The sequence below is a fragment of the Paenibacillus sp. FSL H7-0323 genome (assembly GCF_038002725.1).
Lineage (GTDB): Bacteria > Bacillota > Bacilli > Paenibacillales > Paenibacillaceae > Paenibacillus_AQ > Paenibacillus_AQ odorifer.
This window is the reverse complement of record NZ_JBBODB010000001.1, coordinates 4,244,127-4,257,443: the sequence shown is the minus strand read 5'-3', so window position 1 is coordinate 4,257,443 and position 13,317 is coordinate 4,244,127. Positions and strand designations below refer to the sequence as shown.

8 protein-coding genes are annotated in these 13,317 nt (G+C 45.5%); all 8 read left to right on the top strand.

What is annotated here, in order from left to right; translation table 11 throughout:
• Positions 1–42 precede the first annotated feature (42 nt).
• Complete coding sequence (locus tag MHH89_RS19400) at positions 43–642, top strand: class I SAM-dependent methyltransferase (RefSeq protein WP_076186625.1); 600 nt, start codon at positions 43–45, stop codon at positions 640–642.
• Positions 643–1,064: 422 nt separating this feature from the next.
• Positions 1,065–4,610: a DNA-directed RNA polymerase subunit beta gene (gene rpoB / locus MHH89_RS19395; protein ID WP_038573461.1), complete on the top strand. Its 3,546-nt coding sequence runs from the start codon at positions 1,065–1,067 to the stop codon at positions 4,608–4,610.
• Between the two features lie 116 nt (positions 4,611–4,726).
• Entirely contained in the window at positions 4,727–8,338 is a 3,612-nt protein-coding gene (rpoC, locus tag MHH89_RS19390; RefSeq protein WP_076130019.1) for a DNA-directed RNA polymerase subunit beta', read from the top strand.
• Positions 8,339–8,518: 180 nt separating this feature from the next.
• Positions 8,519–8,770: a ribosomal L7Ae/L30e/S12e/Gadd45 family protein gene (locus MHH89_RS19385; RefSeq protein ID WP_038573459.1), complete on the top strand. Its 252-nt coding sequence runs from the start codon at positions 8,519–8,521 to the stop codon at positions 8,768–8,770.
• Between the two features lie 133 nt (positions 8,771–8,903).
• On the top strand, positions 8,904–9,323 hold the full coding sequence (gene rpsL / locus MHH89_RS19380) for a 30S ribosomal protein S12 (protein ID WP_036680518.1): 420 nt from the start codon (positions 8,904–8,906) through the stop codon (positions 9,321–9,323).
• A 45-nt stretch (positions 9,324–9,368) separates the two neighbouring features.
• The gene (rpsG, locus tag MHH89_RS19375) at positions 9,369–9,839 is read left to right on the top strand and encodes a 30S ribosomal protein S7 (RefSeq protein WP_036680520.1); all 471 of its coding nucleotides are present in this window, start codon (positions 9,369–9,371) and stop codon (positions 9,837–9,839) included.
• Between the two features lie 47 nt (positions 9,840–9,886).
• Entirely contained in the window at positions 9,887–11,965 is a 2,079-nt protein-coding gene (gene fusA / locus MHH89_RS19370) for an elongation factor G (protein ID WP_036680521.1), read from the top strand.
• A gap of 109 nt (positions 11,966–12,074) precedes the next feature.
• Entirely contained in the window at positions 12,075–13,265 is a 1,191-nt protein-coding gene (tuf, locus tag MHH89_RS19365) for an elongation factor Tu (RefSeq protein ID WP_036680523.1), read from the top strand.
• Positions 13,266–13,317: the final 52 nt, after the last annotated feature.

Sequence of the window (13,317 nt, the reverse complement as noted above, 5' to 3'; positions counted from 1 at the left end):
GTATATACCAACTGCTAACATAATAGGAAAGGGAGGAAAGAGATGTCGCAACATTATTATTCGCAGCAGCCGGAAGTACGTCATGACAGACGTAGCATTGATACCGTACTAAGAGGCAAAAGCTTTCGTTTTACGAGCGATGCCGGTGTATTCTCTAAAGGAGACATCGATTACGGTAGCCGAGTTCTTATTGAAGCTATGATAATTCCGGACGGTTCAGCGGTGCTTGATGTAGGTTGTGGTTATGGGCCGATTGGATTAAGTGCAGCATACCTAGCTCCCAAAGGACATGTAACCATGATTGATATTAACAGTCGTGCGGTAGAACTGGCGCGTGAGAATGCTCAGCACAATGGAATCCGGAATGTTACGATAATGGAAAGCGATGTGCTCGGCGCATTGAATGAGCAGCAGAAGTTCGATGTGATTCTAACTAATCCTCCGATTCGTGCAGGAAAAGCTGTAGTGCATAAGATTTTTGAAGATGCGTATGAACATTTAAATGAGGGTGGCTATCTGTGGATTGTGATTCAGAAGAAGCAGGGCGCTCCATCCGCAGTGGCAAAACTAGAAAGCTTGTTCTCAATGGTGGAAGAAGTGGGGAAAGACAAAGGCTATCGTATTATTAAAGCGCAAAAATAAAATACAATAGGTTATTGACATGTGATAGTGATAATGGTATTATTATAAAATGTCAGTATTAAGATAGGCTCCATGTCTTTAGTTTGCTGAAATGTCAAGCAATATATTGTCGCCCGGCTAGCGCATGCCGCACGGCAAGTTTTTGCGAGTTGGTTGTCTATGCTCTAACGCAGCGAATGCTACGTGGTAATAGATAATAGCGCATAAACTATTGCTTGGTAACGTATAATATGTACGTTTTGGGCAAATCTACTTGATAAGGAGTATTTTGGTCATGGATAAATGCGCTCTTTTTTCGAAGATTTCGATAAGGGCTTTTCTTTTATTTATGACTGAATCCTTGTAGTATGGTTCCATTATACGGTTCCAAACAAGGGTTCGCAATCAATTTTTAAGTGAGTAGACATGAGGGGTGAGTAAAGTTGGCAGGACATCTTGTTCAGTATGGTCGACGCACTCGGCGGAGCTATGCGAGAATTAACGAGGTACTCGAGGTCCCGAACCTGATCGAGATCCAACAAAAATCTTATGATTGGTTTTTGGAGGAAGGATTGCGGGAAATGTTTCAGGACATCTCGCCGATCCAGGATTTCACAGGTAATTTGGTACTAGAGTTCATTGATTACAGCCTGGGTGAACCGAAATATACGGTTGACGACGCTAAAGAGCGGGACGTAACGTATGCGGCTCCTCTGCGTGTAAAGGTGCGGCTCATTAATAAAGAGACCGGTGAGGTTAAAGAGCAGGAAGTGTTCATGGGAGATTTCCCGCTGATGACGGAGACCGGCACTTTTATTATTAATGGTGCGGAACGGGTTATTGTCAGCCAGTTGGTTCGCTCTCCAAGCGTCTATTTCAGCACAAAAGTGGATAAGAACGGCAAAAAAACCTACACCGCCACAGTAATCCCGAACCGCGGAGCCTGGTTGGAACTTGAAACCGATGCTAAGGACATTATGTATGTTCGTATCGATCGGACTCGTAAAATTCCTGTTACCGTACTTTTGCGTGCTCTCGGTTTCGGTAGTGATGCCGAAATTCTGGAATTGCTTGGCAATGATGAATATATTCGCAATACGCTGGATAAAGACAACACGGACTCCACGGAGAAGGCGCTTATTGAAATTTATGAGCGTTTGCGTCCGGGCGAACCGCCGACACTAGACAATGCCAAAAGTTTGCTGGTTGCGCGTTTCTTTGATCCAAAACGCTACGACCTAGCTAATGTAGGCCGTTACAAAATCAATAAAAAGCTACACATTAAGAACCGTCTTTTCAATCAACGTCTTGCTCAGCCTTTGGTTGACGACTCTACTGGAGAAATCCTGGCAGAATCCGGCCAAATGGTCGATCGTAGACTGCTTGATGAATTGATTCCATATTTCGAAAAGAATGTTGCCTTTAAAAACTACCGTGTTACTGGTGGAGTTATGGACAGCGAAGATATTCCTCTTCAAACAATTGACGTATTCTCGCCAATTGAAGAAGGCCGGGTTATTAAGCTGATCGCTAACGGCAATATCGACAAATCTGTTAAGCATATTACTCAAGCTGATATTATATCCTCAATCAGCTACTTTATTAATTTGCTTCACGGAATTGGCAATACCGATGATATTGACCACTTGGGTAACCGTCGTCTGCGTTCTGTAGGTGAACTCTTGCAGAATCAGTTCCGTATCGGTTTGTCCCGGATGGAACGTGTTGTACGTGAAAGAATGTCGATTCAGGATGCTAATGCGATTACGCCTCAGGCTCTGATCAATATTCGTCCGGTCATCGCGTCTATTAAAGAGTTCTTCGGTAGCTCCCAGCTGTCTCAATTTATGGATCAGACGAACCCGCTTGCGGAACTTACGCATAAACGTCGTCTGTCCGCCCTCGGACCTGGTGGTTTGACACGTGAACGCGCGGGCTTTGAAGTTCGTGACGTCCATCACAGTCACTACGGTCGGATGTGTCCAATTGAAACGCCGGAAGGTCCAAACATCGGGTTGATCAACTCCTTGTCTACCTTTGCCCGCATCAATGAATACGGCTTTATTGAAGCTCCGTATCGTTGGGTGGATCCGAAGACTGGTAAGGTGACGGAGCAAATTGACTATCTGACTGCTGATGAGGAAGATAATTATGTAGTTGCTCAGGCTAACGTGTTGATCGAAGAAGATGGCACCTTTAAAGAAGACATGGTAATCGTTCGTTACAACAAAGACTCAGACAACATTACAACGATGCCAAGTAATCGTGTCGATTACATGGACGTTTCGCCTAAACAGGTTGTATCTGTCGCTACGGCGCTCATTCCGTTCCTTGAGAACGATGACTCCAACCGCGCACTGATGGGATCTAACATGCAACGTCAAGCTGTTCCGCTTCTAATTCCAAAAGCTCCGCTGGTCGGAACAGGGATGGAACATAAATCCGCTAAGGATTCTGGCGTATGTATCGTTTCCAAGTATGACGGTATTATCGAACGTTCTTCAGCTAATGAAATTTGGCTGCGTCGCGTTGAGACTGTCGAAGGCAAGGAAGTTAAAGGCGATATCGTTAAATATAAATTACACAAATTTATGCGTTCTAACCAAGGTACCTGTATTAACCAACGTCCTCTAGCTAAAAGAGGGGACATTGTTAAGAAGGGTGATATCCTGGCAGACGGTCCTTCCACAGAAATGGGCGAACTTGCTCTTGGCCGTAACGTAGTCGTTGCGTTCATGACTTGGGAAGGTTACAACTACGAGGATGCGATCCTGTTAAGTGAAAAGCTGGTTAAGGAAGATGTATATACTTCGATTCATATCGAAGAATACGAATCTGAAGCTCGCGACACTAAATTGGGACCTGAAGAAATTACGCGCGATATTCCGAACGTCGGCGAAGAAGCTCTGCGCAATCTTGATGAGCGCGGAATCATCCGCATCGGTGCGGAAATCAGCGCTGGTGACATTCTGGTGGGTAAGGTTACTCCTAAGGGTGTAACTGAACTGACAGCAGAAGAACGCCTCCTGCACGCTATCTTTGGTGAGAAAGCTCGTGAAGTACGGGATACCTCTTTACGCGTTCCTCATGGTAGTGATGGTATTATCGTGGACGTTAAAGTCTTTACACGTGAGAACGGCGATGAGCTGCCTCCTGGTGTAAATCAATTGGTTCGTGTCTACATCGCTCAGAAACGTAAGATCTCTGAGGGTGACAAGATGGCCGGACGTCACGGTAACAAGGGTGTCGTTGCCCGTATCCTGCCAGAAGAAGATATGCCGTTCCTTCCGGACGGTACGCCAGTACAGGTTGTTCTTAACCCTCTGGGCGTTCCTTCTCGTATGAACATCGGACAGGTGCTTGAGGTCCATATTGGTATGGCCGCATTGCGTCTGGGAATTCACATTGCAACGCCGGTATTCGACGGAGCGCGTGAGTACGACGTGTTTGATACGATGGAAGAAGCAGGTATGCAGCGTAATGGTAAAACCGTGCTGTATGATGGCCGTACAGGTGAACGCTTCGAACGTGAAGTTACTGTTGGTGTCATGCACATGATCAAACTGGCGCACATGGTTGATGATAAGATTCACGCCCGTTCAACAGGACCTTACTCACTAGTTACGCAGCAACCATTGGGTGGTAAAGCTCAATTTGGTGGACAGCGTTTCGGGGAGATGGAAGTGTGGGCGCTTGAAGCTTACGGTGCTGCATATACATTGCAAGAAATTTTGACCGTGAAATCCGATGACGTGGTTGGTCGCGTGAAGACGTACGAATCTATTGTCAAAGGTGAAAATGTACCGGAACCAGGTGTTCCTGAGTCGTTCAAGGTATTGATCAAAGAACTGCAGTCCCTGGGTATGGATGTTAAGATTCTTAGCGGTGACGAGCAGGAAATTGAAATGAGAGAATTGGACGATGAGGACGAGACGTCAGGCGACAAACTAAGCCTCAATTTAGAAGGTTCAGAAGTCGGAGTAGAATAATCAAGCTGGAGCTTAAAAGTTCCATTTTATAAAGGACCGCACGCCCTCTTTTGATGTAACAGTCAGAAGAGGGCAAAGCGGTACTAAATCAGGATTAGGTTAAGGAGGGTTGCTCCTTGTTGGACGTTAACAATTTTGAATTTATGAAAATCGGACTCGCTTCTCCGGAGAAGATTCGTTCATGGTCCCGCGGAGAAGTTAAGAAACCGGAAACCATTAACTATCGTACATTGAAACCGGAAAAAGAGGGTCTTTTCTGTGAGCGTATCTTTGGACCACAAAAAGACTGGGAATGTCATTGCGGTAAATACAAACGTGTCCGTTATAAGGGCGTAGTCTGCGACCGTTGTGGCGTTGAGGTTACCCGTGCTAAAGTTCGTCGTGAACGTATGGGTCACATTGAATTGGCTGCTCCGGTATCTCATATCTGGTATTTCAAAGGTATCCCAAGCCGCATGGGGCTTGCACTAGATATGTCTCCAAGATCACTTGAAGAAATTATCTATTTCGCATCTTATGTTGTAACGGATCCAGGTGAAACTCCACTGGAAAAGAAACAACTTCTGTCCGAGAAAGAATATCGTAGCTACCGTGAAAAATACGGTTATGGTTTCCAAGCCGGCATGGGTGCTGAAGCTGTTAAAAAGCTTCTTCAAGATATCGACATTGATAAAGAGCTGGAATTCCTCAAAGAAGAACTGCGTACGGCCCAAGGCCAACGCCGTAACCGGGCGATCAAACGTCTGGAAGTCATTGAAGCATTCCGTAACTCCGGCAACAAGCCTGATTGGATGATCATGGATGTTCTTCCGGTTATTCCTCCGGAGCTTCGTCCGATGGTTCAGTTGGATGGTGGCCGTTTTGCTACGTCTGATTTGAATGATCTCTATCGCCGTGTTATTAACCGGAACAACCGTCTGAAAAGACTGCTTGATCTCGGTGCTCCTGACATTATCGTGCAGAACGAAAAACGGATGCTCCAGGAAGCTGTCGATGCTCTCATCGATAACGGCCGTCGGGGACGTCCGGTAACCGGTCCTGGTAACCGTCCGCTTAAATCGCTCAGCCATATGCTGAAAGGTAAACAAGGACGTTTCCGCCAGAACTTGCTCGGTAAACGGGTTGACTACTCTGGACGTTCCGTTATCGTAGTAGGACCGTACCTCAAGATGTATCAGTGCGGACTTCCTAAGAAAATGGCGTTAGAATTGTTCAAGCCTTTTGTTATGAAAGAATTGGTTAATAAGGGCCTTGCCCACAACATAAAGAGCGCGAAACGTAAAGTTGAACGCGTAAGTCCTGAAGTTTGGGATGTACTCGAAGAAGTAATTAGAGAACACCCAGTACTTCTAAACCGCGCACCAACACTTCACCGTCTCGGTATTCAAGCATTTGAACCGATTTTGGTGGAAGGTCACGCTATTCGTCTTCACCCACTCGTATGTACGGCGTACAATGCCGACTTTGACGGTGACCAAATGGCGGTGCACGTTCCTCTGTCTGCAGAAGCTCAAGCGGAAGCACGCATTCTTATGCTTGCATCTGGTAATATCTTGAACCCTAAAGACGGTAAGCCAGTTGTAACACCTTCCCAGGATATGGTCCTTGGTACTTTCTACTTGACCATGGATAACAAGGAAGAAAAGGGTAGTGGTATGATTCTGCGTACCGTTAACGAAGCTGTATCAGCTTACCAACGCGGAACTGCAGGACTTCATGCTCGTGTTGCTATTCCGGCTAAAGCACTTGGCAAAACATGCTTTACGGAAGAACAACAAAATGCAATGTTGATTACTACGGTCGGTAAGATCATTTTTAATGAAATCTACCCAAGTAGTTTCCCTTATATCAACGAAGCAACCAAAACTAACTTGCTGCACGGCACACCAGAGAAATACTTTATCTACGAAAAAGGCGCGAACATTCGTGAGCTGATTGAATCCGCTCCAGAAGCCAGTGCTGTAGGTAAAGAATATCTGGGTCTGATTATTGCTCGTTGTTTTGAAACTTATCACACAACCAAAACTTCTATGATTTTGGATAAAATTAAACAACTCGGATTCACTTACTCCACACGTTCTGGTGTTACAGTTGCCGTGTCGGACGTTATTGTCCCTGAGGAGAAAGTTACCATCCTGAAAGAGTCTGAAGCTAAGGTTGATGTGGTTGCTAACCAATATCGCCGTGGTTTGATCACCAATGACGAACGGTATGACCGTGTTATTGAGATCTGGTCGAAGACTAAGGATGATCTTACGAACATCCTGCTTAAGTCGATGGACCGTTTCAACTCTATCATGCTCATGGTTGACTCTAAAGCGCGTGGTAACAAATCGCAGATCACTCAGCTGGGTGGGATGCGTGGTCTGATGGCAACACCTTCAGGTCGGATTTTCGAATTGCCAATCAAGGCGAACTTCCGTGAAGGTCTTACCGTCTTGGAGTACTTTATCTCCACTCACGGAGCGCGTAAAGGTCTTGCCGATACCGCACTTCGTACCGCTGACTCAGGGTATCTGACTCGTCGTCTTGTTGACGTTGCCCAGGACGTTATTGTCCGTGAAGAAGATTGTGGAACCGATAAAGGCTTCACAGTTAGTCGTATTCAGGATGGTAAAGAAGTTATCGAAGATCTGTATGACCGTATTGAAGGTCGTTACTGCTTCGAAACTGTTCGTCACCCAGAAACAGGCGAAATCATTGTTCACCGCAATGATTTGATTGACTCCGATAAAGCGGAGGCAATTGTAAACGCAGGTGTAACTAAGCTGCAAATTCGTTCTGTACTGAGCTGCCGTGCCCGTCATGGTGTTTGTAAGAAATGTTACGGACGTAACTTGGCAACTGGTAAACACGTTGAGATTGGTGAAGCAGTTGGTATTATTGCCGCACAATCTATCGGTGAACCAGGAACCCAGCTTACAATGCGTACGTTCCATACCGGCGGTGTTGCTGGTGATGACATCACTCAAGGTTTGCCGCGTATTCAGGAGTTGTTTGAAGCTCGTAACCCTAAAGGTCAAGCTACAATCAGTGAGATCGATGGCGTAATTAAGGAAATCCGTGAAACCAAAGACCGTCGCGAAATCGAGGTTCAAGGTGAAGCAGAATCCAAGACTTATTCCATTACTTATGGTTCACGTCTACGTGTTAGCGAAGGCCAAGAAATAGAAGCCGGCGATGAGCTGACAGACGGTTCGATTGACCCTAAAGAAATGCTGCGTATCAAAGGGATCCGTGGGGTACAAAACTACATTCTGCAAGAAGTACAGCGTGTATACCGTAACCAAGGCGTTGAGATCAATGATAAGCACATTGAAGTTATGATCAAGCAAATGCTTCGGAAGATCCGTATCATTGACGCAGGTGACACAAGTCTGTTGCCAGGTGCATTTGCGGATATTCATGAGTACGAAGGTGCTAACAAGGAAGCTATCTTGTCTGGTAAAGAGCCTGCTGTTGCTAAACCAGTCTTGCTCGGTATTACCAAGGCGTCTCTTGAAACTGATTCCTTCTTGTCAGCTGCATCATTCCAAGAAACTACTCGTGTCCTAACAGACGCTGCTATCAAAGGTAAAGTAGATAAGTTGCTTGGACTTAAAGAAAATGTTATTATCGGTAAGTTGATTCCTGCAGGTACTGGGATGAACCGTTACCGTAACGTTAAGCTAAGTGATCCAAATGCAGAAAGCGAACTTGAATCTTTAGAGACGGTTCCTGCTGAATAAATTAGCAATCATGGTAGTGTGCTCATGTCATACCTACTCATAGGTGTGGCATGAGTGTTCTGCTGTGTATAATTTCTATAAAAATTGTTGCTGAATTTCTTGACACCATCTATTGATAATGCTAAAATGTCTAAGGTGCGTGAGTAGCCATGTTATCCTTGTTCATTGGAGGTAAAGAGAATGACTGATGATAGAGGACTACAGGATGCTCAGGTCAAGATCGGTACCAAACAAACCGTCAAGGCGGTAGAGTTGGGCCTAGCCGCAGAAGTCTATGTGGCAGAGGACGGAGATCAAAGGCTTACTTCCAGGATAGTTTTGCTTTGTAACAAACAAGGTGTTAAGATCACATATGTGGATACGATGCTGAATTTGGGCAAGGCCTGCGGAATAGAAGTTGGCGCTGCGATGGCAGCCGTCTTAAAACAATAGCTACAGAAATGTTTTTGTACTGGGGTGAACACCAGCGGCAAGAACTTTTCATTTGTCTTTTTATGAACCGCCTGGGTCTGTGGGCTTAGAGTTCTTAAATCGACTATCATTTCAGGAAGGGGGTGGCAACAACATGCCAACAATTAACCAATTGGTTCGTAAAGGCCGTCAAGCCAAAATCGAAAAATCTAAATCTCCCGCTCTTCAAAAAGGGTATAACGCCCTCAAGCGTGAGGCTACAAATTTGAGCGCTCCGCAAAAACGCGGTGTGTGCACTCGTGTAGGCACAATGACTCCACGTAAACCAAACTCAGCGCTTCGTAAATATGCCCGTGTTCGTTTGACGAACCGTCTCGAGGTAACAGCTTATATCCCGGGTATCGGACATAACTTACAAGAGCACAGTGTTGTATTGCTTCGCGGAGGTAAAGTAAAGGACCTTGCAGGGGTTCGTTACCATATCGTTCGTGGTGCTTTGGATACAGCAGGTGTAGCTAACCGGATGCAAGCTCGTTCTAAATACGGTGCAAAACGTCCTAAAGCTAAGAAGTAAGATAACAATATCTGAATAATAAACATTTAAGAAAGGGGGATATCCATGCCACGCAAAGGTCCAGTTACAAAGAGAGACGTATTGCCAGATCCGTTGTATAATAGCAAGTTGGTTACTCGTTTGATTAACCGCATTATGCTGGGTGGTAAAAGAGGTGTCGCTCAAAGCATTCTGTACAATTCATTCAAATTGATTGAAGAACGTACGGGTAAAGATCCGATGGAAGTTTTCGAAGCTGCCATCAAGAATATCATGCCGGTTTTGGAAGTCAAAGCTCGTCGTGTCGGTGGTGCTAACTATCAAGTACCTATCGAGGTTAAACCAGAGAGACGTACTGCTCTGGGATTACGTTGGCTCGTAAACTACTCTCGCAACCGCGGTGAGAAGACTATGGAAGAGCGTTTGGCGGCTGAGATCATCGACGCTTCCAACAACACAGGCGCTTCTGTTAAGAAACGTGAAGATACACACAAAATGGCTGAAGCAAACAAAGCGTTCGCTCACTACCGTTGGTAGGATAAAGGTCATTCAAATAACTTATATTTTGAAGGGAGATCCATTTCATGGCTAGAGAGTTCTCCTTAAAAAATACACGTAACATCGGGATCATGGCGCATATTGATGCTGGTAAAACAACTACCACAGAGCGGATTCTTTTCTATACAGGCCGTACGCACAAAATCGGTGAAGTTCACGAGGGTGCTGCTACAATGGACTGGATGGAGCAAGAACAAGAGCGCGGAATCACGATTACGTCCGCTGCTACGACTGCTGCGTGGAAAGGTCACCGCATCAATATCATTGATACCCCAGGACACGTTGACTTCACTGTTGAAGTTGAACGTTCCCTGCGTGTATTGGATGGGGCAGTTGGTGTATTTAGTGCAAAAGAGGGCGTTGAGCCTCAGTCTGAAACCGTATGGAGACAAGCTGACCGTTATAACGTTCCCCGGATTGCATATGTAAACAAAATGGACATTATCGGTGCGGATTTCCTTAACGTAATCGAAACTATGCGTGATCGCCTTCAAGCCAATGCAGTTGCTATTCAATTGCCAATTGGTGCAGAAAGTGATTTCACTGGTATTATCGACCTAGTTGAGCAAAAAGCACACATGTTCAGAGATGATCTGGGCCAAAACATCGAAGTAACGGATATTCCGGAAGAATATTTGGCCAAAGTTGAGGAGCTGCGTCTCGAGTTGATCGAGAAAGTTGCTGAACTTGATGAGGATCTGACTATGAAGTATTTGGAAGGCGAAGAAATTACAATTCCGGAAATTAAAGCTGCAATTCGCAAAGGCGTAGTTGAAGTTAAATTGTTCCCTGTAATTGCTGGATCTTCCTACCGAAACAAAGGGATTCAGCTTATGCTGGATGCTGTTGTTGATTACTTGCCATCTCCTCTTGACGTTCCAGCTATTACTGGACATCTTGATGACGGTACAGAAGCTGTTCGTCACTCTTCGGATGAAGAGCCGTTTGCAGCTTTGGCATTTAAAATCATGACAGACCCTTATGTTGGTAAACTTACGTTCTTCCGTGTTTACTCAGGCGTACTTGAGTCCGGATCATACGTAGTTAATGCTACTAAGAACAAGCGTGAACGTATTGGTCGTATCCTTCAAATGCATGCGAACAGCCGTCAAGAAATTTCCATCGTGTATTCTGGCGACATCGCAGCTGCTGTTGGTTTGAAAGATACCAGTACAGGTGATACACTGTGTGATGAGAAGAATCCAGTAATTCTGGAATCAATGAACTTCCCTGATCCAGTTATCGAGATCGCTGTTGAACCAAAAACTAAAGCTGACCAAGATAAAATGGGCGTTGCTCTCGGAAAGTTGACTGAAGAGGATCCAACTCTTCGTGCTCACACTGATGAAGAAACAGGCCAAACAATCCTGGCTGGTATGGGTGAACTTCACTTGGACATCATCATCGACCGTATGCGTCGTGAGTTCAAAGTAGAAACCAATGTGGGTAAACCACAGGTAGCTTACCGCGAAACGTTCAAGGCACCTGCTCGAGTCGAAGGTAAATTTGTACGCCAATCTGGTGGTCGTGGTCAATACGGTCACGTATGGGTTGAATTTGAACCCCTCGAACCAGGTACTGGTAGCAAATTCGAAAGTAAAGTTGTTGGTGGCTCGGTTCCTAGAGAGTACATCGCTCCTGCACTTGCGGGTATTGAAGAACAAATGAAAAACGGCGTACTTGCTGGCTTCCCGCTAGTAGACGTTAAAGCTACCATCGTAGATGGTTCTTATCATGATGTCGATTCCAACGAAATGGCATTTAAAATTGCCGGTTCGATGGCACTCAAAGCAGCTAAAGACAAGTGTAAGCCTGTCCTGCTTGAGCCAATCATGAAAGTAGAAGTAACTGTTCCTGAGGAATATATGGGTGATGTAATGGGTATGCTGAACTCCCGCCGTGGCCGTATCGAAGGTATGGATTCCCGTGGTGGAGCGCAAATTATCCGTGCTAAGGTGCCTCTTTCCGAAATGTTCGGATACTCTACAACACTTCGTTCTGGTACACAAGGACGTGGCGTATTCTCAATGGAGCTTTCTCACTATGAAGAAGTTCCTAAATCCATTGCGGAAGAGATCGCTGCAAAGAACAAAGGCGCTGAATAATTACCAGTTTTAACTTGCCGTCCCGGGTATAAACACTCAGTCATCTAAGATTACAGGTATGCGGGCGGCTCAAATATAAGGAACCCCACATTAAGGAGGAACTGTTCAAATGGCAAAGGCAAAGTTTGAACGTAACAAACCGCACGTTAACATCGGTACTATTGGTCACGTCGACCATGGTAAAACGACTCTGACTGCTGCAATCACTACTGTATTGTCCAAAACTTACGGTGGCGCAGCTATCGCATTCGATCAAATCGACAAAGCTCCTGAAGAGCGCGAACGTGGTATCACAATCTCCACTTCCCACGTTGAATATGAAACTCCTAACCGTCACTACGCTCACGTAGACTGCCCTGGTCACGCCGACTATGTTAAAAACATGATCACTGGCGCAGCGCAAATGGACGGAGCTATCCTGGTTGTATCCGCAGCTGATGGCCCAATGCCACAAACTCGCGAGCACATCCTGTTGTCCCGTCAAGTAGGCGTTCCTTACATCGTTGTCTTCTTGAACAAATGCGACATGGTTGAAGACGAAGAGTTGTTGGAATTGGTTGAAATGGAAGTTCGCGACTTGCTTAGCGAGTATGACTTCCCAGGCGACGATACTCCAATCATCCGTGGTTCTGCTCGTGAAGCTCTGCAAAACCCAGATGGCGATTACGCTAAAAAAATCATCGAAATGTTTGAAACAATCGATGAGTACATTCCACTTCCTGAGCGTCAAACTGACAAGCCTTTCTTGATGCCTGTCGAAGACGTATTCTCCATCACTGGCCGTGGTACTGTGGCAACTGGTCGCGTAGAACGCGGAACAGTTAAAGTCGGAGAAGAAATCGAAATCGTTGGTATTCACGAAGATACTAAGAAATCCGTAGTTACGGGCGTAGAAATGTTCCGTAAATTGCTGGATTCCGCTCAAGCTGGGGACAACATCGGAGCATTGCTTCGTGGTGTTGACCGTAACATGATCGAGCGTGGCCAAGTATTGGCTAAGCCGAACTCCGTTAAACCACACACTGAGTTCACTGCTCAAATTTACGTTCTGACAAAAGAAGAAGGTGGCCGTCACAAGCCTTTCTTCACTGGATACCGTCCACAGTTCTACTTCCGTACAACTGACGTAACTGGTATCATCAACTTGCCAGAAGGTACTGAAATGGTTATGCCTGGTGATAACATCTCCGTAACCGTACAACTGATCTCCCCAATCGCTATTGAAGAAGGTACTAAATTCTCCATTCGCGAAGGTGGCCGTACAGTTGGTGCTGGTAGCGTAGCTTCTATCCAAAAATAATAATTCGACTTCTATCTGCGGGTAGATTCCGAATTACAAACACCCCTGATTC

Bases quoted from the DNA above. Each gene is read 5' to 3' on its own strand.
- MHH89_RS19400 (WP_076186625.1), top strand. From the start codon at position 43: ATGTCGCAACATTATTATTCGCAGCAGCCGGAAGTACGTCATGACAGA.
- MHH89_RS19385 (WP_038573459.1), top strand. From the start codon at position 8,519: ATGACTGATGATAGAGGACTACAGGATGCTCAGGTCAAGATCGGTACC.
- rpsL (WP_036680518.1), top strand. From the start codon at position 8,904: ATGCCAACAATTAACCAATTGGTTCGTAAAGGCCGTCAAGCCAAAATC.
- rpsG (WP_036680520.1), top strand. From the start codon at position 9,369: ATGCCACGCAAAGGTCCAGTTACAAAGAGAGACGTATTGCCAGATCCG.
- fusA (WP_036680521.1), top strand. From the start codon at position 9,887: ATGGCTAGAGAGTTCTCCTTAAAAAATACACGTAACATCGGGATCATG.
- tuf (WP_036680523.1), top strand. From the start codon at position 12,075: ATGGCAAAGGCAAAGTTTGAACGTAACAAACCGCACGTTAACATCGGT.